A 23,914-nucleotide genomic window follows, 5' to 3' on the forward strand; every position below is an offset into this window, starting at 1 on the left:
ACTCATCGTACGCCTCCTCTTGTTCGTTGTCGTAATAAAATGATGATGAAGACAGCCGCACCAACCGTGCCGAGAATAAGTGAAACGGGTAATTCGAACGGTTGGATGATCGTCCGCGATATCAAATCACTGACGAGGATCGTTCCCATCCCGATGACACATACCCACGGCAAGTTACTTCGAAGATCGTCGCCGCGAATCATGGAGACGAGATTGGGGACAATCAGACCAAGAAACGGCAAATTTCCGATCACCGTTGCGACGATTCCGACTGATAAGGCAATTAATCCGGTAGCGACCATCATGAGACGGTTGTAATTGATGCCGAGGCTCGTGGCGATATCTTCTCCGAGACCGACTACAGTCAACCGGTTGGCCAGAAAGAAGATGCAAATGGTGACACCGATGATAATCCATAAGTATTCGTAACGACCGACTTGAATCGACGCAAATGAGCCCACAAACCATCCTTCAAGTGCTTGACTTGCCCGGAAAAACAATCCGAGAAATGTCGAGATGGCAGAAATGACAGCACCGAGCATAAGACCGATGATCGGAACAATCAGTGAAGAGCGTAATTTAACCGATCGCAAGAACCAGAAGAACACCATCGTTCCGATGAACGCAAAGACGATGGCACCGGTCATACGCATCATGAGCGTAGGGGCAGGCACCAGCAGATAAACGGTCAAAAGACCAAGTCCTGCCCATTCGATGGTGCCTGTTGTCGTCGGTTCCACGAGACGGTTTTGTGTAATGAGTTGCATGACGAGCCCAGCCATCGCCATGGCTGCGCCTGTCAGCATGAGCGCTAAGGTTCTCGGAACACGTGTAATCCAAAACATATCAAAATCATTTGCCTGTTTGCTTAGTTCGTACACGCCGGTAAATAAAGAGGTGACAGCAAGGAGGAAAATGATCAGCAACGCTATGATAAACGACGGGGTCCAAACGGCAGAAAAGGAAGGTCGAGCGTTCGGCTCAACTCTTCCATTTACTTGTTGGGGCTGTCTTTGTTCCATTTACTTCACAAGCGCTTCCGACACACTTTGGAAAAACTCCGAATAGGTCTGGATCGATTCATTTAAATACATGTCTTTTGGCGTGTACACAATATGATCTTGTTTGACTGCCGTCGTTTTTTGAAGTGCGGGTGCCTGATCAATGACATCTTCCGCCGGAACCGCACCTTCCGCGTCACCAAGCGGCGCATCCCGGTCTAACACGAACAACCAGTCCGGATTACTTTGCGCAATGGCTTCAACGGAAACTTCATCTCCTTGATCGTTCCCTGACTTTTTGTTGACCTCGAGAGCCGGTTTCCACCCGAATATGTCATACATCGGTCCGAAGACGCGGCCGCTCATCGGGGCTGAGAAACCGATATCTCCTCCTGAGACGATGACCGACATGATGCTGTCGTTTCCGTTATATGATTTTTTGACGTCTGCAATCGACTGTTCGAATGTCGTGACAAGTTGTTGTGCTTCTTGTTCTTTGGCAAAGATTTGACCAAGCGTTTGTGTCGTATCTTCAAGTCCCTTGACTAACAGTTCACCTGGAGTACCGGAATCCTCAGGCAACTCGACATCCAGGTCGATGACAGCTGCTTGCGGCACTAGCTTCTTGATGTCGTCATAATAATCGGCAAAACGTTGACCGACAATGACGACATCCGGATCAACACCAGCGATGGCTTCCAAGTTGGGTTCGAAATGCATCCCGACGTCGACGATGTCTTTGTCTTTTACATACGGGGATTCAGCCGGTAACAAGCCGACAGGAGCAGCTGCGAGCTCGACATCCCATGCGGCAAGCGTCTCAAACGTTCGGTTATCGAGGGCGACCACTTTCTCCGGATTGACAGGTACTTTGATCGTACCGTGCGCATCCGTGATTTCTACCATTTTAGATGTTTTTGTTTCTCCGTCTGCTGTCGTGTTGGCTTCGTTTGCAGTTCCACATGCCGCGAGTAAAACGGCAAGCGAACTCATCATAACGGATGTCTTTAATGTTCCCACTATCCTTCATCTCCTTTTTTTGTTGACAATCCCTCATCTCAATTCATCTGTTTCTGTATGTAGTCTGAATCCGAGTGCAGGTATTACTGATAATGATTATCATTGTCATCTTCAAGGGAAATAATAGCAAACACCATTCGAATATGCAACGACAATTTTATTTTTACGAAGATCCACTTTTTTTATTTCTATAAACTATATAAAAATAAAAAAAGACTGGTTAGTGATTAGTTGTAGTGACTTTATAAGGGCGTTAATAAAGGAAAATTGCTTTCAAATTAAAAATGATTTGATTTATTAAAAAATCATTTTTAGGGGAATAAGCAAACTGTTACATTTTCTTAGACAATTTGATTAGCCGGCGTAATCAATTGTAAGATAGGGAAAAGATGACAAGAACAAGACAGAGAGAAAGGACGTGTGACGGTTTGATCAGGATGAGAAAAAAACTAATTGTACTGTCGTTCGTCTTAATGGCAATGGTGCTTGGGGGATGTATCCGAATCCAATACGATGCGACCGTCCATACGGATCAAAGCGTGACCTTAAAAACGACGTATGCGGCAAAAGAACATCCCGTGGCGCGGTTACTTAACTTAAATCCGGATTGGAAGACGTACGTCAAGCAGGCAGAACAGAATGGTTACGCCGCCGAGACGTTCCAGACGGACGATGATTACGAAGGCATCAAGATGGAAAAGAAATTTGCCAAGTTCGAGGATTTAGCGACCATCAAAGACGAATGGAAAACCGGGATCGGTGGAATTTTGATTCCACCGGATACGACATATGAGGTCAAGACGGAAAAAGGATTTTGGTTTAATACGTATCGTTTGGATACAAACATTGATTTGAGTATCGACCGGCTGAATATCAAAGGGTATCAACCGACCGGTCAAGTGAAGAAGTTAGCCGACCGGTATATTCGTCAGGCAGATATCGAAATCAATTTACATGGTCCAGAAGTGATTGGTCTGCAAAATGGCGAAAAAATTGACTGGGCCAATCATAATAATGTCTCATGGAAATTGTACGGGACAAAAGCTAATCAACTGCAACTGATCGCCTATGTTCCGAATCCGACCGGCTGGATCATTACCGGAGTTGTTCTGTTGATTGGTCTCGGATTGTTGATTTTCTGGATCGTGCATCATGTCCGGAAATTACGACGAAAACAGCTCAAGACGATTGGTTTTTCACTGGTCATTTGTCTCATCGTCGGCGGTGCAGCGTGGTTGATTTTTGCGGATGAGACGTCCAGTGCGCCACCACCGACCAAACAGATTGTGACGAAACAGGTCGGAGAAATTACACCGACCTTCATGGTGCACGGGCTGTTCGGGACGGAACGGACGTTTTTGCCGATGATCCAAAACTTCACCGACAAGAAATTGGCGGATGACGGGGGGCGGTGTGATGTCTCACGCAACGGAAAAGTCGCGTGCAGCGTCACCCCTTCGACGACCGGGTATCCACTTGTGCGGATTGTTTTTGAAGACGATGAAGCGAGTCTCGTCAATCAGCAGAAATGGCTCAGTGCCGCCATCGAACAATATGACCGGCAACAACAGGCGACGTTTACCGACATTCAACTGATCGGGCACAGCATGGGGGGAGTCGACGTCGTCGCCTACACGTTAAAAGAAGATATTCCGTACAACGTCCGAAAACTCGTGACGCTCGACGCACCAATCAGCGGATCGGATTATGCGACGCTCGGCTTGACACTCGCTCCGTTCGGAACAAATACAAACAGTCCGGCAATTCAGGATTTGGCGGAAAATTCGGCGGCGATGAAAAATTTGAAGGACCGGCTCGAGACGTGGCCGCGTGACGTCCTTGTGTATTCATTCGGGGCAAAAGGCGGCGACTTCAATCTGATTCCGCTGAAAAGTTCGTTTGCGCTTGATGCCTATACGGATAACATCCAAACGAAATCTTATAAATACGATCACTTTACGATTCACCGTCGGGAGAAGGTCTTCCGTGAAGTCCGTAATTTTTTGTTTAAAGAATACTTAGTCACGGAAAAAGAAAATCTGGACACGGAGGAGGAATCTTCATGAAGCGGATTGTCATCATTGGTGGTGGGATTGCCGGCGTGACAGCGGCAGCTTTGTTGGCACGAGAAGGGCATGATGTGACGCTGTGCGAAGGGAGCCGTGAATGGGGCGGTTCCGCCGGTAAGTTCACCCGGAAGGATTTCACCTATCCGGTCGGAGCGACACTTGGCATGGGATTTGAGCCCGGTGGCATCCACGACCGGGTTCTGCGTCATCTGCAGCTTGAACAACCTGTCGAGTTACTCGATACCGTCATGGCGATCAAACTCGAAGGACGGACGATTCTGTATTACCGTGATCGGACCCGTTTCATCGCGCATTTAAAAGAGCAGTTCAAACCAAAAGCCGACGCGATCCAATCATTTTTTGACGAAATCGATAAGATTCAGCACCACGTAAGACCATTGATGGAGGCATTACCGGCATTGCCGGTCAAAACGTTGTCCGACGCCCGGATGATTATGAAAGAAGCGCCGTCGAGCCTTCCGCTGATGCGATACTTGACGCGGACGATCGGTGACCTCTTGCGACACCATCGGCTTGACGGGACAACGTTCGCCCAACTGATTGACGGGATTTTACTCGACAGCATGCAAACCGGGACGGAAGCTTCGGCGTTGCTTGGCGCCGTTGCGCTGTCGATTTATCATGATGGCGCCTACTATGTACCGGGCGGATTGTATCAAGTCGCTGAACGACTGAAGACTTCTGCTGAACAGGACGGCGCTACCATCCTGCTTGGACGGAAAATCACCTCCGTCCGTCAAACGGCGGATGGGTTTTTACTCGAAGACCGCCGGGGACGCCTGCTTCTTGCGGACGAAGTCATCGGCGCCTTACCGATCGAAGCGATGCAAGAGCTGGTCGGCCCTTCCTTGCAACCGACGTTGCGTCGGACGTATAAACGACAAGCGGCCTTGTCCCAGTGGGCGACGTTCACGTATTATGCGGCTTTGCCCGAGACGATCATCCAGGACGATCAGGCTTTTCGCCAAATTCATGATCCGATCCTTCCGTCCGGTCATGCCTTCATTTCCTTGTCGCAAGCAGGCGATCTGAACCGGGCCCCGGCAGGATGCCGGACGTTGACGATGTCCTGTCACATTCCGCTTGGTCAGTTCGCGCGCGAGGACAAAGAGCGGTATGACCAACAAATTGCCTCGATGCAAGACAAGTTCGAGACGATTCTTGAGCACGAGTTTCCCGGATTTCGGGAGCATGCCATCGAACGGCATCCGGGCGGACCGGGTGCCTGGGTCCGCTATACATCACGTCCGGACGGCGGTGTCGGAGGTTATCCCCAGCTGCCGTCGACGAGCCTGTTCCGGGCGGCTTCGTTTCGAACAGGCATCCCCGGTCTTTATATCATCGGGGATACAGTCTTTCCGGGAGCCGGAACAATCGGTGCGACGACATCAGCAATTCATGTCGCGCGTCAGTTCGGAGTCAGCATCTGACAGAGAGTTTGGGAAATGATGAAAGAAGCGGCCGGATGGTCGCTTTTTTTTAAGAACAGGATTATGATTGAGGCGAGACGGGAAGTAGATAATCATGAGCAGAAAAAGAGAGAAGGAGTGAACGAGATTGAATCAGTTTGAGGACAAGTGCCAACATTTTATTCAAGAACGGCGACCGGAAGTCGGTCCGCTGGTTTTCACGAACGCTCGCACATTTATCAACGCCCGCGGATTAAGCGTTTATGAGCGGATTTACCAAGGGAAAGAAGAAGTCCGGTTGGCGTTTGTGGAACAAACGGCAGGACATCAAATCGTCTCCTTGATGGAGAATACATTCGGAAACGGACTCGTCTATTTCGTTTCGACAGCCACCGCGACATGGGACGGCGAAAATTTTGGGGAATTTACGTTTTAACTACATAACGAGTCCCAGTCCGGAAGAGGCTGGGACTCTTTCATGTCGAAACTTGTACCGGTCTTTGAACGTATACCAAGTATGAGGAAAAATGCAGCGAGAAGGAGGAACCATCTTGCAAGAACATGCACAAACACCGAAGTCATCGACACGCCGCCTGGCGACCGTGTCGTTGATTTTTATGGCCGTCGGCTTTATTGCCTCGTTGCCGTTTAAAGAAAACGATTGGGTCTTTTGGCTGCAAAGCGGATTCGAAGCCGGTCTTGTCGGCGGAATTGCCGATTGGTTCGCGATCACGGCGTTGTTCCGTCATCCGCTCGGATTAAAGATCCCGCATACAAACCTGTTGCCGAAAAACCGGGAACGGGTCATCGAGTCGATTGTTCAGATGCTTGAGAAGGATTTGCTGAATAAAGAAAGTATCGTCGAAAAGTTGCGGCATATGACGCTTGCCGATCGTTTCATCAAATTGCTTCGTTCGATCGTCCTGTTGCCGGCGTTTCGTTCGACGGTCACGGAGTTGTTGACCGGTATTTTGCATAAACTTCCGCGGGAGGCGATTTTAAAGGTCGTCGATGAGCGGATTTCCGATACCGTCAAAGCCTATCCGTCCAAACGCTTGGCTGAACGATTGATGGAGTTGAATGACGAACGCCGTCTCGATGAGTTGGCGATTGACCAGTTGCTCGGATATGGTCAACGCTTGCTGGAAGACCCCGTCATTCGCGATCAGATTGGTCGTCTCGCTTATCACGCGATGATCGATCAGGAGAAAAATACCTTTTTACGGGTCACGGCGAAAACCGTTCAAAAAGTCTATTCGGAAGAACGGTTGAGTCTCGTCATTCAATCGGTCCTGCTCAGTGTGATTCAAGATATGAAGCAGGTCCATCACCCGAACCGTCTGGCGATTCTTGACCATCTGCGCCGCAACCTGGCCCAGTTGACTCAGGATGAGGAACGTCTCGCGAAAATCGACCACTGGAAAGCAACCGAAGTGGACCGCTTTGATCTCCAACCGGTCTTGCACCGCGCGTACACCGCGGGCGTCGAGGAATTGAAGACGTATCTGGCATCTGATTCGTTCTGGGAGAACCGAGCCTTGCCGTTGATGAACCAAGCACTCGACGAATGGGATCAGCATCCGACGTTCAAAGAAGAAAGCGACCGGTGGATGAAAGATCAACTCGTCCGGTTTGTCGATCAAAATCACCAAAAAATTGGTGGACTGGTCCGCGAAAATTTGAATCGGTTTGATACCGAAACATTGATTCATATGATTGAGGATAAAGTCGGGAACGACTTGCAATGGATCCGGGTCAATGGCGCGATTTGCGGCTTCTTCATCGGGCTGATTCTCGGTGGAATCAAACTATTCGTAGGATGAGGAGAGATAACATGTGGCAAGAGGAACTGATTTTACAGGATGACTATGACTTTGACGGGATCCGGAGACGACTGCGGGGCGATCGGATCCAAGTCGAACGGAACGATCAACTGCTCGTACCGATTCTGTTGCCGGAAGGAAAGTTCGTCGGTCGGATTGAGGCGCACGGGCGTCGCGTCATCCTCTTGTCCGGTGAAGGACCACAACAGCCGATGGTGCACCAGTTGCGCCATCGGTTTCGTCTGGATACACCAAACCCGAGTCGTGGTTTAGCCGGGACGTCACTTGACGGAATCGTGACAACGTTTGGGGCCGAACGGCTTGTGCTCGATATTAATCCCTTTACTGCCTTGATTCGGTCCATCATTCACCAACAAATCAATCTGTCCTTTGCACAAGTCTTGATGGAACGGGTCTGCCGGACGTTTGGAACGGAGCTGGACGGCATCATTTTTCCACCGACGGCTGAAGCATTACGAGACCTTGAACCGGAGCAACTTCGAACACTTCAACTGTCCGGAAGAAAGGTCGATTATCTGCTCGGTGCCGCCCGGGCCTCAATTGATTTTGAACAGTTGATGACGGCGCCGGATGCGGCGATTGCCGAAACGTTGATCGCCTTAAAAGGGGTCGGTCCATGGACCGTGCAAAACGTTTTGATGTTCGGCTATGGACGGGAAGATTTGTTTCCGGCGTCCGACATCGGCATTTTACGGGCGTTTGAACGGTTGCATGGCAGTCGTCCGACTGTCGAAGAAGCGGTCCTGTTAGCGGAGGAATTTGCGCCGTACCGGAGTCACGCCGCCTATTTGTTGTGGCGATCGATTGAATAAGGAACTATTCTTGTCACCCCTTGAAGAGAACGGTATAATGAATGCGATAAGAACGAGTCATCGTTCGTAGACATGATAAGCGTAGCGGGATCACCGCTTCCGATAGAGGGGACGAATGTTTATGTATACAGATGAACAAATCATCGAAAAGGCAAACGAAATCGCGAAAATGATTTCTGAGACGTCAGAGGTGGAACGGTTCAAAGCCGCTGAAGCCAACATCAATGGAAACGAAAAAGTCCAAAAGATGATGAAACAGATCAAGTTCTTGCAAAAAGAAGCCGTCAACTGCCAACATTACGGCAAGACGGAAGCATTGGCACGTGTCGAAGCAAAACTGGATAAATTATTCGCAGAACTCGATGAGATGCCGGTCGTTCAACAATTCCAAGAGTCACAGGAAGAAGTGAACGGTCTCTTGCAATATGTCACCGTGACGATCTCAAACGGGATCACGGATCAAATCATCGAAGCAACAGACGGTGATGTGCTGGCGGGGAAAACAGGCAGTGGCATGGAAGCAGAAAATAAAAGCGGCGGTTGCGGCTATTAATCAATGAACTGAAGCAGAAAATAAAAGCGGCGGTTGCGGCTATTAATCAATGAACTGAATTGGAAAAGCCGACGGATTCCCGTCGGCTTTTTACGCGAATGAGGTGAAAATCATGGAAGCAGTCCACAACACACCGATGATGAAACAATATTTTTCCATTAAGGCGGATTATCCCGATGCCTTTTTGTTTTATCGTCTGGGTGATTTTTATGAGTTATTTTTTGAGGATGCCAAACAAGTGGCACATGAACTGGAATTGACACTGACGGCAAAAAACGGCAAGAATGCCGAACACCCGATTCCGATGTGCGGTGTGCCGCACCATGCGGCAAACGGCTACATTGAACAATTGATTGAACGCGGTTATAAAGTTGCTTTGTGCGATCAGGTCGAAGATCCGAAGTTGACGAAAGGACTCGTCAAACGTGAAGTCGTCCAAGTCATCACGCCCGGGACCTTGATGTCGTCGTTGACGGAAAAAGAAAACCGCTATCTCGTTGCAGTCGTCGAACAGGACGGACGATTCGGTATCGCCCGCGGTGATGTCTCGACCGGAGAAAGTGCCTTGACGAGTGTTGCGACAATCGAGGCTGTCGCCAAGGAATTGAGTATCATCTTACCGCGCGAAATCATTATCACGACGCGTGAACATGAAGCAGCACTCAGTCATCTGCAGATTCCGCTGACGGAAAGTACACGCCGGGAAAGTCATCCGCACGGTGACCGGGCAATCGATGCGGCACAAGCAGACGCTTTTGCTGTGTTGTACGCATATATGCATGATACGCAAAAACGGTCGCTGGCGCATTTGCAGCCGGCACTGGTCTATGAAGCAGCCGATTTCATGCAACTGGAGCCGAATACCGTCAAGAATTTGGAACTGGTCCGTTCTGCTCGGACCGGCGATAAAAAAGGATCATTGCTCGGTCTGTTGGATGTGACCGGAACGGCGATGGGCGGACGGATGCTGAAACGCTGGCTCGAAAAACCATTGCTGTCGGAACGGACGATTACAGAACGGCTCGACGCTGTCGAAGAATTGTTGGCGCATTATTTTGAGCGGCAACAGCTGAAGGATACGCTACGGGAAGTATACGATTTGGAACGATTGGTTGCGAAAGTCGGATACGGTACAGCTTCTGCCCGTGATCTCGTCCAATTGAAATCGACGCTCCGCTTGATTCCGCGTATTCAAGCCGCGCTTGAAGAACTGTTGAGCGACCGCTTGGGACAACTGGCACTCGGGCTCGATCCCCATGAGGAACTGACCGACTTGCTGGACCGTGCTTTTGTCGAAGCCCCGCCGATCTCGACGAAAGAAGGCGGGATGATCCAACCGGGCTTCGACCCGGCACTGGATAAACTGCTCATGGCGTCGAAAGACGGAAAGACATGGCTTGCGACACTTGAAGCAAGTGAACGTCAGGCGACCGGGATCAAGACGCTGAAGATCGGTTATAACCGGGTATTCGGGTATTATATCGAAGTCTCGCGAGCCAACGCCAAACTGTTGCCGGAAGGACGGTATGAACGTAAACAAACGCTTGCGAACGCTGAGCGGTATGTCACGCCGGAACTGAAAGAGAAGGAAGCGCTGATTCTCGGGGCGGAAGAGAAAAGCATTACCCTCGAATACGAACTGTTCTGCCAAGTCCGGGATCAAGTCAAAACACAGATTGAAAGCCTGCAACGGGTCAGTCGACGGATTGCGGAACTGGATGTCCTCGTCGCCTTGGCAGAAATCGCGGAACGTCATGACTATGTCCGACCATTAACGATTACAGGACGAAACGTGACCATCGAGAACGGACGTCACCCGGTCATCGAGACGGTCCTGCCGCGCGGAGAATATGTCGCAAACGGCATCGCCTTGCATGAGGAACGGGAAATGCTGTTGATCACGGGACCGAATATGTCCGGTAAATCGACGTACATGCGTCAATTCGCCTTGATTGCCTTGCTGCATCAGATTGGATCGTTTGTACCGGCAAGCCGGGCCGAATTGCCGGTCTTTGATCAAATCTTTACGCGGATCGGAGCAGCTGACGACTTGGTCAGCGGACAATCGACGTTCATGGTCGAGATGGTCGAGACACAAGAAGCCTTGACCCGGGCAACGAACCAATCGTTGATTCTGCTCGATGAGATTGGTCGCGGAACATCGACATATGACGGAATGGCGCTCGCACAAGCCATCGTCGAACATATCGCCGACCACGTCGGAGCGAAAACATTGTTCTCGACGCACTATCATGAGCTGACCGTTCTTGAGGAATCGATGCCGCGGCTCGCGAACGTCCATGTCCGGGCGGTCGAGCAGGATGGACGAGTCGTCTTCCTGCATGAAGTCCGCGACGGAAAAGCCGATCAATCTTACGGGATTCATGTCGCGCGGTTAGCGGATCTACCGGATTCCTTGATTGACCGGGCGGAAGTATTGTTGTCTGAATTTGAACAGACGGAAAAACAAACGCCTGAGTCACCAAAACAACCGGTTGTTCAAGCAGAACCCGTCGATCAACTGAGTCTCTTTGCCGAGCCCGATCCGATGCGGGAAACGATTCAGACGCTTGATCTGATTAACATGACACCGCTTGAAGCATTAAATACGTTGTATCGTCTGCAGGCAGAAGCAAGAAAGTAAGGAGGCGTAACACATGGGAATCATTCGGGAACTATCGGATTCATTAGCGAACCGGATTGCAGCAGGTGAGGTCGTCGAACGCCCCGCTTCGGTCGTCAAGGAATTGGTCGAAAATGCACTCGATGCGGGTGCAACGCAAATTGATGTCGAACTGGAAGAAGCGGGCATGAAACGAATGACAATCCGTGACAACGGTCACGGCTTTTATCCGGAGGATGCCGAACTAGCCTTCGTCCGTCATGCGACAAGTAAAATCAAGGACGAACACGATTTGTTCCGGATCAAGACACTTGGTTTCCGGGGAGAGGCCTTGGCGTCGATTGCGTCCGTCAGTAAAGTGACGCTCAAGACGAAGCGGGAAGACCAGGAAGGGGTTCAGCTGACACTTGATTACGGGACATTAACGGAGCGTTCGGTGATTGCGATGAACCGAGGAACGGAATTGACGGTCGAGCAATTGTTCTTTAATACACCGGCCCGACTGAAGTACCTCAAGACGACGCATACGGAACTGGCAGCCATCACGGATATCCTGAACCGGGTCGCCTTTGCCCATCCGGACGTCAAATTGTATGCCGTCCATGAAGGAAAAGTGTTGATTCAGACCAACGGATCCGGAGACGTCCGGCAGGCACTGGCCAGCGTCTACGGACATCAGACGATTCAAGGGACACTCGTCGCGACCGGAGCGACAGCGGATTACCAGCTGACATGTCATCTCGTTAAACCGGAAGTGACACGCGCTTCGAAGAATTACATTACACTGATTCTAAACGGACGTTCGGTCAAAAACTTCGCGCTGACGCAAGCAGTCTTAAATGGATATCATACACTGTTGCCGATCGGTCGTTTTCCGATTGCTGTAATTGAAGTGACGATGGATCCCTTGTTGATAGATGTCAACGTCCATCCGGCGAAGCGGGAAGTCCGCCTGTCAAAAGAAGCAGAATTGGGTCAACTGATTCAAGAAACGATTCGGTTGACACTCAGCCGCCAGACGTTGATTCCGAAAGTGATTCCGCCGAAACCGAAAAAAGATCCGAGCGCGCAGGAAAAGTTAGATTTTTCTTACGTGGCGGAACCGGTTGAGGAACTGTCATCACGGTCGGTTTGGAATTATCCAATTCCGAAACGAACGGAGGCGGGGGATGACCGGACGGTGGCACCTAGCCGAATGGAGGCGTTGGAGCCATCCATCGAGCCGCAAGCACAGCCACAACCGGAACAAGTTGACGAGCCGGTCGCGACCGGTCCGAAGTTTCCGCATCTCGATGTCATCGGGCAGCTCCATTCTTCGTATATCGTTTGTGCCGGAGCGGATGGTATGTATTTGATTGATCAACACGCCGCCCAGGAACGGATTAAATATGAGACGTATAAAGTCATGTTCGGCCGCCCGCTCGAACAACGGCAGCAACTGTTGTTGCCGTATACGTTTGAGATCGCAAGCGATGACATGCGACGGATGGATGAAGTCCTGCCGTTGTTGCGTGACGTCGGGATCGAACTGGAGCCGTTTGGTCCACAAAGTTTCATCGTCCGTGAAGTTCCGACATGGTTTCCGTCCCACCGTCAAGAGGAGACGATTCAGGAATTGATGGATGAAGCCTTGATGAAACGGAAGGTGGATCTCGAAAGTTACCGCGAGGACGCCGCCATCATGATGGCATGTAAAAAATCGATTAAAGCGAATCATCCTCTTAATCACGAGATGATGCGCCAATTGATTGCCGATCTTGCGAAAACCGAGATGCCGTTCACCTGCCCACACGGTCGACCGGTCATCATCGAATGGACGAATTATGAGCTGGAAAAACTGTTTAAGCGTGTCATGTAAAGAAGGACCCATCTGTTTTTGAACAGATGGGTTTGTTTTTCTCTGTATTGTGACAGAAAAACGGTTCTCGATCTGTGAGAACGGTTACTTCAACAAATCTAGCTTATTTCATTGATTGTTCACAAAGTGAGGCGGATAATGAATCCCGAATACGTTAAACAAGGGGAAATCATTATGCGTTCAAAAACTTTACTTGGTGTGACCGTGATCTTACAAATCGTCCTGATTTCATGTTTTGCCATGATCGGCGACTGGATCAGTCTGACCTTCCAGTTGCCGTTACCGGGAAACATCATCGGATTGATTTTATTGTATCTGGCATTAAAGAGCCGTCTGTTGCAAATCGAACATGTGGAGCGTGGGGGAAAACTCTTATTGCTGGTCATGCCGCTGTTTTTTGTCCCGGCGTTATCCGGCATCATGGACTATACGGACTTCATGCGTCAATCGGGGCTGCAGGTACTTGTGATTCTGGTCATCAGCAGTTTGCTGACCTTGACCGGATCGGCGTACATCGTCGACCGTCTGGCACGCCGGAAAGAGGAGGCGACCGTTCATGAGTGAAGCACTGCTTTGGTTCATGTTGACGATTCTGCTGTTTGCCGGAGCCTTCTGGTTGTATCAGAAATATCCGTTTATCTGGATGTTGCCGATTTTGACGGTGACGGCTGCCGTCATTGTCATCTTAGCGCTGAGTGGGACATCACATGCTGTTTACATGTCAGGTGGACAGTATTTATCGAAGATGTTGGGTCCGGCGATTACGGCATTCGCGATTCCGCTTTACCATGTCCGTCATCACGTCCGTCGTTTCATCCCGGAGATCTTGCTTGGTGTCGGCATCGGAACGCTGATTGCGTTGACGTCGGATTTAATGCTCGGACTGCTGTTGCATCTTGAACGGACGACGAATCTGGCCTTGTTGCCGAAGTCGGTCACGTTACCTGTCGCCCTGGCGATTTCGGAACGGTCCGGCGGAACACTCGCCTTGACGGCGACATTTGTTCTCGTGACAGGGCTTGTTGGTTCGATTGTCGGTCCACGACTGATGACCGGTCTGAAGATTCGGCATTTCGTCAGCCGCGGCGTCGGTTTGGCCTCGATTGCCCATGTCATGGGGGCGACGAAATCGATGAGTCTCGATCAGCGTGAAGGGGCGGTTGGTCTGCTGACGATGGTGTTGACGGCTATCCTAGCCAGTGTCCTTGCACCGTGGATTATTCAAATGGTATATTGAAGGAAGATACTTCCAAAAAAGGTGGTACATCCGGACAATGATTATTTGGATTAATGGAACGTTTGGTGTCGGAAAGACAACCGCAGCCCTTGGGTTGCAACAACGCATCAAAGGATCACATCTCTTTGATCCTGAATTAACAGGTCAGCTGTTGCGACAGCAACTCCCGCGCGAGACGCAGACAGATGATTTTCAAGATGAACCGCTTTGGCGTCAGTTGAATCTGATGTTACTGGAACAAGTGGACCAGCCTTCAGCCGTCATCATCGTACCGATGACGCTGACCAATCCGGATTATTTTGACGAAATCATCAGTGCCTTAAGAAACAAGGGGCATCAGGTAAAACACGTGACGTTGATGGCCAGTCCAACAACCATCCGGCGTCGTTTGAGAAGCCGTTTTGAGCGCGCACAATCGTGGGGAGGGCGACAGGCGGCTGAACGGTTGCGCGCCTTGGCACGCCCTGTCTTCTCCCATCATGTCGATACGGATGATTTGTCAAAACAACAAATCGTTGATGTAATTGGTCTATTGTGTGACATTCCGCTGTCCCCTCCTGTCTAAGTACTGGGAATAGAAGGATTGAAACCAAACGATTGAGGGAAATAAAGGTGTGATGCGGCAGGCAAGTTTCGTATCAGATCTTTATTTTTTTTAGTTTTAGTAGGAGGCTTTTATGAATATGAAACAATGGATGACAGAAAAATTAGGGAGACAGTTAATGGCGATTTTTTACAGCGTCTTTGCACTCAGTGTGGTGACGTCTGTTGTCAGTTATCTGTATGTCGACAATGCAGCGGGTCAGACAAAAGAACAGGTTCTCGACCAGCTTCAGCAAACACAATGGTTTTGGTTTTTGAACTTATTGATTTTTCTTTTATGCTTATTGTTTATCGTCCGACCGCTTGTCCACCGGTTGACGATGCAGTTACACGAATTGAATATCAAAAGTCAGCGTTTGGCGGAAGGGAAATCGATTTCGCTGGAACACGACATTCTAATCGAAAACGAAGTGGGTCAGTTAACACGATCCTTCTATCAGATGGCACAGTCCATTTCTTCCCAACATACGGAACTGTCCAGTAAAAACCAACTGATGGAACAAAATCAAGAAACGTTGAAAGAAAAACAAAACGAACTGGAACGGGCACTGGAAGTGACACGTTCGAACGAACTGCATCTGCAAGACCGAAACGAATTGATTGAGACGTTGGCTTCGAAGGAAAGTTTGTTTGACTACTCCTCGGTCATCAGTACAATCGTACGTTTGACGAAAACAGAATTTGGCGCCTTGTTGCTCATTAAAAACAATGAAATTTCTTCAGTCGTGCCAAAAGAGATGACGGAGGAACAACAGGAAAGTCTGAAAACAGAATCGTTGCTGCTCAAACGGGTGATGATTTCAAAAGAGATGGCGAATTCATCAAAAAAAGTGGCCAACGATACGTTGATCGGCTTTCCGTACTACATCTATGAAGGGGTCATTCCCATCATGGATCCGGCGAAAGAAGAGTTGATTGCCTGTCTCTACTTGGCACGATTCGATCAAGCCTTTAATAAAAAAGAATTGAACGAACTGGAATCGTTCTCGAAACAGATTGCAATTTCTTTAATGCGGATGTCGTTGTACGAGCAGATGGAGTATGAACGCAAAGAAACGGCCCAACTCCTCAATTCTGTCCGGGAAGCGATTTTATACATCAAACATGATGAAAAAACGATTCTCGGAAACAAAGCCTTATTTGATATCTTCGAATCCTTGCAAATTGAAGAAGACAATGATTCGATGACCTTCCTTGAAGTGCGACCCGAGACGATGTTTGAACAGGTGGATCAAAAAGAAGCATTCGAAGCGTATTTTGAAGAAGTCTTATCCGGCCAGATTCCGGAGGGGATGTTCTCGTTATCGATTGACCAGGGAGAATACTTCATTCAGGTTTATGCGGAAGAAATCACTCAGGGTGAACAGGCGAAAGGAACGATTCTTGTTTTCCGTGATGTCACGGCGGAGACTGAAATCGACCGGATGAAGTCGGAACTCGTGTCGACCGTCTCCCATGAACTGCGGACACCACTCTCGTCGATTTACGGATTCACCGAACTGATGCTCAAACGAGAGCTGGATCCGGAACGGAATAAACGGTATCTCCAGACGATTCATGACGAATCAAAACGCCTGACGGATCTGGTCAGTGACTTTTTGAATGTCCAACGAATGGAGTCCGGCAAACAGTCGTATGATAAAGAAGTGTTTGATCTGATTGATGTCTTGAGGGAACAGACACGTTTTTATCAGGCAGCGACGGAGCAACATCGCTTACAACTTGATGTGGATGAAAACCATGAATTCTTGATTAATGCGGATAAAAACAGCATGAAACAACTGATTGGAAACTTATTAAATAATGCGATCAAATATTCACCGGATGGCGGCGATGTCGTTGTCTCCTTGACGCATCACCACAATCAGATTGAGTTGAGCGTCCGGGACTTCGGTTTGGGAATTCCAAGCAGTGCGATGCCACACTTGTTCAGCAAGTTTTACCGGGTCGACAATTCGGACAGCCGGAAAATCGGCGGAACCGGTCTCGGTCTCTCGATTTGTAAAGAAATCGTTCGGGCACATGACGGAAATATTGACGTCGAATCGATTTTAGGCGAAGGGACAATCTTTACAGTTCTCCTGCCGAGCGTGTCGGATACGTTGATTGAAATGGACTGAATACTAACAGGCAGGACCTGACAGGCGGAAGTAAGAACCGTCTGTCAGGTCCTGCTTTTTTGGCTTGTCTGATAGAAAGTGAGTTTTCTCATAGCGGATTTGAATCGGATAAAAGCCGGCTCGACGGGATAGGGACGAATTTCTTGAAACATTTCGTGACGAAGTGACGGTTTTGCTTGCAAATCGTTTCAGGTATGCAGGGATTGCCGGTCAGATATTATGCTCGCTATAGTAGGCGAAGAGACCATCATCACGAAATCGAGGGAGAGATGAACATGGAACTGAGCACCTTATACGAGGAGGTCGTCCGCAATCCGTCCGCGGATGAAGTCCAGGAAAATGCGAATGTAGACGGAAAATCTCCGCTTGCCAAGCTGAACCGGATTGCGGGTGTGGCAGCAAAACGAATGATGCAGGAGCTGTTGCTGTCTGATGAGACCAAACAAGCCGTTGCCGCCAACCTCATCTATATCCATGATGCGGATTACTACGTGACGGGGACGACGACCTGTGTCCAATTGCCGCTTGGTCGCCTGTTGACAGAGGGATTCGACATGGCACATGGAACGATCCGTCCGGCGCAAGACATCCGATCAGCGCTGGCACTTGCTGCAATCATCATGCAGGCGAATCAAAACATGCAGCACGGAGGACAGTCCTATCCGATGTTCGATTACGATCTCGCACCGTTCGTCGAGAAAACCTACCAACGGCAACTTAAGAAAATCCGTGCGTTGATTCCGAAATGGTCGAATCGGCAAAAACGGGCGTATGCGCTGTCGGAAACGTATGAAATGACCTATCAAGCGTGTGAAGCATTTATTCATAACACGAACTCGATGCACTCGCGGGGCGGGGGACAAGTCCCGTTCATCTCAATCAATTACGGAACCGATACATCCGAGTTTGGACGGCTGTTGATCCGGGCCTTGCTGAACGCCACCAAAGCCGGACTCGGGAAAGGCGAAACGCCGATTTTCCCGATTCAAATTTTTAAGATCAAAGCAGGTGTCACGCTGCATCCGGCTGACCCGAACTATGATTTGTTTCAACTGGCAGCAGAAGTAACCGGAAAACGGTTGTTTCCGAATTTTGCATTCCTCGATGCGCCGTTTAACCGTTCGTTGCAGGAGGGACCGGAAGCAGAAGTCGCTTATATGGGGTGCCGGACACGTGTCCTTGAAAACCGGCAGGGTCCGGATACGGTCATCGGCCGCGGCAACCTGTCCTTTACGAGTCTGAATCTCGTTCGTTTGGCGTTGACGACACAAAGTCTCGACCGGATGTTCGAAGCGGTCGCGACCTATACCGGACGGATCTGTGAGCAATTACTGGAACGGTATCAGTATCAGGCGGACCGGACGGCGGAGGAATTCGCCTTTTTGTATAAACACATATGGCGGGAAGGGCAGACACTCGCCGCGTCAGACCGTGTCGAACCGGTCTTACGGCAGGGAACGTTGTCGGTCGGTTTCATTGGGTTGGCGGAAGCGTTGATTGTGCTGACCGGTCAACACCACGGCGAGTCGGAACTGGCCCATCGAATCGGTCAGGCCTTGATTCAGACCATGCGGACGGTCGTCGATCAATACGGTGAGAAGACGGGGTTGAATTTTTCCTTGCTCGCGACACCGGCGGAAGGTTTATCGGGCAAGTTTACGGCTGCGGACGTCCAACAATTTGGACGCATCCATCGCGTGACCGACAAAGGATATTATACAAACTCGTTCCATCTCCCGGTCGAGGCACCGGTCACGATCCGTGAAAAAATCCGGTTGGAAGCACCGTTTCATGCTTTATGTAACGGCGGTCACATCACATATGTCGAGACGGACGGAGCACTCGCTGAAAATCCTGAAGCGATTGAAGACATCGTCCGTTTGATGGCGGAGGCCGGAATCGGATATGGATCCATCAATCATCCGATCGACCGGTGTTTATCGTGTCGGACGGAACAAACGATGGAGCAGGCTTGTCCGGTCTGTGGGGGACAGGACATCGAACGGATTCGCCGGATTACCGGCTACCTGGTCGGAACGATGGACCGGTGGAACGATGCGAAGCGGGCGGAAGAACAGGATCGGGTGCGACATGCGACTGCTCCAGATTCTCGCTGACTCGGTCGTTGATGGTCCGGGCTTGCGGACTGTAATCTTTTTTGCCGGTTGTCCCCACCAGTGTGCCGGCTGTCACAATCCGGAGTCATGGGCGAGTGACGGCGGACATTACTACACCGTTGATCAAGTGATTCAACAGATTGAGCAGATCGGTTCACGCCGGATTACGATTTCCGGCGGAGAGCCGTTTTTCCAACCGGCTGCCTTGGTGGAATTGGTCGCCGCCTTGGCGGGTTACGACATCTATCTCTTTACGGGGTATACGTTGGAACAGTTGATGCGGGACGAGCAGGCGAGATGGGTGTTAGCCCGCATCGATTGTCTGATTGACGGGCGGTACGTTCAGACGCTCCCGGATCATTCCTTACGGATCCGGGGAAGCACGAATCAACGCATCTTGAAAGCCGATGCGTTGAAAAACTATCTGTCGTAAAAAAATAGACCGTTTCCTCTGTCAAACAACAGAAGGAAACGGTCTATGCGGCGTTACGCGTATTTTTTTTCACGGGCTGGTTCGACCTGGACGATCTCTTGCGTGACATCGCGTTTTTTGATGAAGAAGGATAATCCCAACGCGAGCAGGGCGAGTAAGGTCGCAATGAAGAAGGTGTCATTGATCCCTTCAACCATCGACTGGGTGATGATCGTTTGCGGATTCGTACCAGGTGTTGCGTTTGCTGTTAATTCTTTCGCATAATCGGCCGTCCGTGATGTCATGACGGTGACGAGTAACCCTGAACCGATGGCACCGGAGACTTGGGACAGCGTGTTGTTGAGTGCTGTTCCGTGTGGCGTCAAATGTTGCGGAATATGGTTCAGTCCGTTGGTCATGACCGGCATCATGACCATCGAAATGCCGAGGAATCGTAACGTGTACATGATGACGAGGAACGAATAGGCGGTGTCTGCCGTCAAACGACTGAAGAAGAATGTCGTCAGGACGGTCAACGATAATCCGATCATCGCCAGGATGCGGGCACCGAACCGGTCAAACAAACGACCGGTGATCGGAGACATGAAGGCCATGACGAGCGCTCCCGGCAACATCAACAGACCGGAATGGAATGGTGAAATGCCGCGGATCGTCTGGACATAGATCGGCATGAGAATCATCGCCGAGAACATCGACATGTTCAGCACCATCGAGATTCCTTGAGACAAAGCGAACATCGGATATTTGAAAATCCGGAATTCAAGCATCGGCTCATCCAGCCGGAATTGACGTATAATGAACGAAGTGAGACTGATGACACCAATGGCGAGAGCACCGATGACCGTCAGCGATCCCCAACCGGCGGAACCGGCGGAACTGAAACCGTATAACAGTCCGCCAAAACCGAAGCTCGATAAGACGAGTGACAGTTGGTCGAGTCGCAGAGAACTCGTGACCGTTTCTTTTTTTAATAAGAAGAAACCGATGACGAGAACGAGCAGGGAAATCGGTGTGACGATATGGAACAACATCCGCCATTCGTAATGTTCTAAAACCCACCCGGATAAGGTCGGACCGATGGCCGGAGCGAACGTGATGACGAGACCGAAGATTCCCATGGCTTGTCCCCGTTTTTCAATCGGGAAGCCGTTCAGCAGCACGTTCATCAAGAGTGGCATCATGATGGCAGAGCCGGACGCCTGCAGCATCCGGGAGCCGAGCAGAATTGGAAACAGTTCCGCTTGACCGGCGACGATTGTTCCGATGGAGAACAGCCCCATGGCTGTTAAGAACAATTGACGGGTCGAGAACTTTTGGACAAGAAACGCCGATGTCGGAATCATGATTCCGTTGACCAGCATGTAACCGGTCGTCAGCCACTGGGCTGTATTGGCTTCAATGTTAAACGATGTCATGATAGAAGGTAGGGCGATATTTAACAGCGTCGAGTTAAGGACGGCGACGAATGCACCGGCCATTAAGACCGCTAAGATTAAATAAAGTCGAGATGATTGCTTGGTTGCTTGCATTTCGTTATGCTCCTTTTGTACAGTAAGTCTAATTTGTTATACACTGATTCTACAACTTAGCCATCTTACCGTTTGAAGCAACAGATTACAAATTATTTGCTTTATACACTAAAGTATACGGTTGATTTTTGAAAAATAGACCACATTTAAAGAAAAGGATACGATTATGAACCCAAAAAAGAAACAGCTCCTTGATGCTGCCTACCAACTGTTTGTCGAAAAAGGCTACCAGTCGACCTCGATCCAGGATATCTTGGATCAAAGTGTCGTCTCAAAAGGGACCTTCTATAACTATTTCTCCTCGAAAAATGAATTGTTCATCGATGTCTTCAACACGGTTTTTGAAAAAATGCGCAATGCGCGGAAGGAAATTCTTGTCGGGCGGGATGTCTCGGATTACGAAACCTTCATCCAACAAGGGAATTGTTATCTGGAACTGATGCAAAAATACAAACTGTACACCTTGTTCGAAGAAGCGATTGCTTCCAATGAAAAAGAGTTAAAAGCCTTCATGGAAAATAACCGTCTGCTTGAAATCGAATGGACGTATCACCGTCTGCGTGATCTGTTCGGGGAAGCGAAAACACCCTATTTGCTTGATCTTGCCGTCATCTATACCGGGATGTTGCAGTACGCGATGTACTTCTTCCGGCAGTCGGAACCGAATACACAACCGGAGCGCGTTGTCCGTTACGTCTTCAACCGTCTGACCCATCTCGTCGAAGATGTCAGCCGGACGGAAGAACAGCTGATTCCACCACGCTTTCTGTCGGTCTGGCTCGATCGCCCGCAAGACGAAGTCGTCATCCGCAAAGAACTGTTCGAAAAAACCAACGCTCACATGAAACGGCTGATTACACTGTCGCCGATTTCAGAAGAGTCGAAGGAAGCCCACGATGAAGTGCTCGATTTCATCTATGAAGAGTTGCTCGAACGAAAGAAACCGAAAATTCATTTGTTGCGTCGTGCACTCGAGACACTGGCGGAAGATCCGATCTTCACAGGGCAGGAAATCATGACACGGTACCAAGGCATGGTCGACGAAATTGCTCATATTCGGACACGTGTTCAATAACAACAACTTGTCGAAACCGAAAAAAGGGAATAAGATAACAAAATGTGTCAGAACAAAATGAAATGAGGAATGGTATGTTTTCACAATGGAGGAAAGAATGGGTGCTGCAACCTAAAGCCGACATCCTGTCCGGGATTGTCGTCGCGTTAGCGCTTGTCCCGGAAGCAATCGCCTTCTCGTTGATTGCCGGTGTCAATCCGATGGTCGGTTTGTACGCTTCGGTTATCATCGCGATTGTGATCTCGATTGCCGGTGGACGACCGGGAATGATTTCAGCCGCGACTGGGGCGATGGCGCTCGTTGTCGTACAGCTTGTTAAAGATCACGGCGTCGATTATTTATTAGCAGCCGGTATTCTCGCCGGTGTGTTTCAAATTTTATTAGGGGTGCTCGGCGTTGCGAAATTACTGCGTTTCATTCCACGGGCTGTCATGGTCGGGTTCGTCAATGCCTTGGCGATTTTGATTTTTTCCGCTCAGCTGCCGCAGTTTGCAGGACAGAACTGGATCATGTACGCGATGGTCGCAGCATCACTTGCCATCATCTTGATTTTTCCACGGTTCACGAAAGTGATTCCTGCACCACTCGTCGCGATTACGATCATGACGGTCCTGACGGTCGTCTTGTCGCTCGATACACGGGTCATCGGGGATATGGGACAAATTTCGGCTTCTCTTCCGAGCTTCTTCTTACCAAACGTTCCGTTCTCTCTCGAGACGCTGCAAATCATTTTCCCGTATGCCTTATCACTGGCGTTTGTCGGATTGATTGAATCGTTGTTGACGGCACGGATCGTCGACGAGATGACGGATACGACGTCGAACAAAGCGACCGAGTCGCGCGGACAAGGGATTGCCAATATCATCGCCGGATTCTTCGGCGGAATGCCGGGGTGTGCGATGATCGGTCAATCGGTCATCAACGTGACATCCGGTGGACGGGGACGTCTGTCGACGTTTACGGCCGGTGCCTTCTTGATGCTGTTAATGGTGACGATGAACGACCTGCTGATGACGATTCCGATGGGGGCTCTCGTCGGGGTGATGTTCTTCGTTTCATATGCGACGTTCGATTGGGGATCATTTAAGATGCTGAAGGATTCACCGAAAAGCGACTCCGCCGTCATGTTGGCGACGGTGCTTGTGACCGTGTTGACGGATGACTTGTCGATGGGTGTCCTCGTCGGGATATTACTGGCCGCGATTTTGTTTGCCTCGAAGATTTCGCGAATCGATATCAAACGGCGCGAAGAGGGGACAACCGTCGTCTACGCAATCAACGGTCCAATCTTCTTTGCTTCGACGACAGCGTTCGTTGAACGATTTGATTTGACGGCAGATGCTTCGTTTAAGCAGGTCACACTCGACTTCACCGCGGCACATCTGTTTGATGATTCGGCGACGGAAGCGATCGAAACCGTGGTCTTGAAATATCAAGCGGCCGGGATCAAGACAGAGCTCGTTTCTTTAAATGAAGAATCGCAAGCGCTGGTCGACCGGTTGGCACGTCGGATTGCTTGACGATAAACAGACTGACGTAACATTTTATCTTAGGACGGACAAGGTTGGCGGATATCACATCCGGCAACCT

Annotated in this window: 19 protein-coding genes; 16 read left to right on the forward strand and 3 right to left on the reverse strand. The window is 49.8% G+C overall.

Features of this window, described 5'->3' with window-relative positions; all coding sequences use genetic code 11:
- Window positions 1–2: 2 nt before the first annotated feature.
- Both KNP87_RS06840 and KNP87_RS06845 read right to left on the reverse strand, forming a co-directional pair.
- Entirely contained in the window at window positions 3–1,022 is a 1,020-nt protein-coding gene (locus KNP87_RS06840; protein ID WP_214721195.1) for an ABC transporter permease, read from the reverse strand.
- Complete coding sequence (locus tag KNP87_RS06845) at window positions 1,023–2,021, reverse strand: siderophore ABC transporter substrate-binding protein (RefSeq protein ID WP_214721196.1); 999 nt, start codon at window positions 2,019–2,021, stop codon at window positions 1,023–1,025.
- A 428-nt stretch (window positions 2,022–2,449) separates the two neighbouring features.
- Between KNP87_RS06845 and KNP87_RS06850 the strand changes: the two genes are divergently transcribed.
- The 14 genes from KNP87_RS06850 to nrdG all read left to right on the forward strand — a co-directional run bounded on the left by KNP87_RS06850 (window position 2,450) and on the right by nrdG (window position 19,720).
- A complete protein-coding gene (locus KNP87_RS06850) occupies window positions 2,450–4,087 on the forward strand; it encodes a DUF3153 domain-containing protein (protein WP_214721197.1) in 1,638 nt (545 codons plus the stop codon).
- The gene (locus KNP87_RS06855) at window positions 4,084–5,541 is read left to right on the forward strand and encodes a phytoene desaturase family protein (protein WP_214721198.1); all 1,458 of its coding nucleotides are present in this window, start codon (window positions 4,084–4,086) and stop codon (window positions 5,539–5,541) included. Before KNP87_RS06850 ends, KNP87_RS06855 begins: the two co-directional genes overlap by 4 nt.
- A gap of 127 nt (window positions 5,542–5,668) precedes the next feature.
- Window positions 5,669–5,956: a hypothetical protein gene (locus KNP87_RS06860; protein ID WP_026833435.1), complete on the forward strand. Its 288-nt coding sequence runs from the start codon at window positions 5,669–5,671 to the stop codon at window positions 5,954–5,956.
- A gap of 115 nt (window positions 5,957–6,071) precedes the next feature.
- Window positions 6,072–7,343 carry a DUF445 domain-containing protein gene (locus KNP87_RS06865; protein WP_028106666.1) on the forward strand — a complete coding sequence of 424 codons (1,272 nt, stop codon included), beginning with the start codon at window positions 6,072–6,074 and terminating at the stop codon, window positions 7,341–7,343.
- A gap of 11 nt (window positions 7,344–7,354) precedes the next feature.
- On the forward strand, window positions 7,355–8,176 hold the full coding sequence (locus tag KNP87_RS06870) for a DNA-3-methyladenine glycosylase family protein (RefSeq protein ID WP_214721199.1): 822 nt from the start codon (window positions 7,355–7,357) through the stop codon (window positions 8,174–8,176).
- Between the two features lie 115 nt (window positions 8,177–8,291).
- Complete coding sequence (locus KNP87_RS06875) at window positions 8,292–8,729, forward strand: YlbF/YmcA family competence regulator (RefSeq protein WP_026828786.1); 438 nt, start codon at window positions 8,292–8,294, stop codon at window positions 8,727–8,729.
- 112 nt (window positions 8,730–8,841) lie between these two features.
- Window positions 8,842–11,373, forward strand: a complete 2,532-nt coding sequence (gene mutS / locus KNP87_RS06880; protein WP_214721200.1) for a DNA mismatch repair protein MutS — start codon at window positions 8,842–8,844, stop codon at window positions 11,371–11,373.
- A gap of 13 nt (window positions 11,374–11,386) precedes the next feature.
- Window positions 11,387–13,210, forward strand: a complete 1,824-nt coding sequence (mutL, locus tag KNP87_RS06885) for a DNA mismatch repair endonuclease MutL (RefSeq protein WP_214721201.1) — start codon at window positions 11,387–11,389, stop codon at window positions 13,208–13,210.
- A gap of 174 nt (window positions 13,211–13,384) precedes the next feature.
- Complete coding sequence (locus KNP87_RS06890; protein WP_035387643.1) at window positions 13,385–13,774, forward strand: CidA/LrgA family protein; 390 nt, start codon at window positions 13,385–13,387, stop codon at window positions 13,772–13,774.
- The gene (locus tag KNP87_RS06895) at window positions 13,767–14,447 is read left to right on the forward strand and encodes an LrgB family protein (RefSeq protein ID WP_026833429.1); all 681 of its coding nucleotides are present in this window, start codon (window positions 13,767–13,769) and stop codon (window positions 14,445–14,447) included. Before KNP87_RS06890 ends, KNP87_RS06895 begins: the two co-directional genes overlap by 8 nt.
- Window positions 14,448–14,484: 37 nt before the next feature.
- On the forward strand, window positions 14,485–15,012 hold the full coding sequence (locus KNP87_RS06900; protein WP_214721202.1) for an AAA family ATPase: 528 nt from the start codon (window positions 14,485–14,487) through the stop codon (window positions 15,010–15,012).
- A 118-nt stretch (window positions 15,013–15,130) separates the two neighbouring features.
- Window positions 15,131–17,170 carry an ATP-binding protein gene (locus KNP87_RS06905; protein ID WP_026833427.1) on the forward strand — a complete coding sequence of 680 codons (2,040 nt, stop codon included), beginning with the start codon at window positions 15,131–15,133 and terminating at the stop codon, window positions 17,168–17,170.
- A 275-nt stretch (window positions 17,171–17,445) separates the two neighbouring features.
- Window positions 17,446–19,287 (forward strand): anaerobic ribonucleoside triphosphate reductase, encoded by a 1,842-nt coding sequence (locus KNP87_RS06910; RefSeq protein ID WP_214721203.1) that lies wholly within the window; start codon window positions 17,446–17,448, stop codon window positions 19,285–19,287.
- Window positions 19,262–19,720 (forward strand): anaerobic ribonucleoside-triphosphate reductase activating protein, encoded by a 459-nt coding sequence (gene nrdG, locus KNP87_RS06915; RefSeq protein WP_119922562.1) that lies wholly within the window; start codon window positions 19,262–19,264, stop codon window positions 19,718–19,720. Before KNP87_RS06910 ends, nrdG begins: the two co-directional genes overlap by 26 nt.
- 53 nt (window positions 19,721–19,773) lie before the next feature.
- On the opposite strand, the gene KNP87_RS06920 is transcribed toward nrdG, so the two are convergent.
- On the reverse strand, window positions 19,774–21,249 hold the full coding sequence (locus KNP87_RS06920; protein ID WP_026833424.1) for a DHA2 family efflux MFS transporter permease subunit: 1,476 nt from the start codon (window positions 21,247–21,249) through the stop codon (window positions 19,774–19,776).
- Between the two features lie 166 nt (window positions 21,250–21,415).
- On the opposite strand from KNP87_RS06920, the gene KNP87_RS06925 reads away from it, so the two are divergent.
- On the forward strand, window positions 21,416–22,324 hold the full coding sequence (locus KNP87_RS06925) for a TetR/AcrR family transcriptional regulator (protein WP_119922563.1): 909 nt from the start codon (window positions 21,416–21,418) through the stop codon (window positions 22,322–22,324).
- 74 nt (window positions 22,325–22,398) lie between these two features.
- Window positions 22,399–23,844 (forward strand): SulP family inorganic anion transporter, encoded by a 1,446-nt coding sequence (locus KNP87_RS06930; protein WP_026833422.1) that lies wholly within the window; start codon window positions 22,399–22,401, stop codon window positions 23,842–23,844.
- Window positions 23,845–23,914: the final 70 nt, after the last annotated feature.

The organism is Exiguobacterium sp. s192 (assembly GCF_018618795.1).
In the GTDB taxonomy this organism is placed as follows: domain Bacteria; phylum Bacillota; class Bacilli; order Exiguobacteriales; family Exiguobacteriaceae; genus Exiguobacterium_A; species Exiguobacterium_A undae.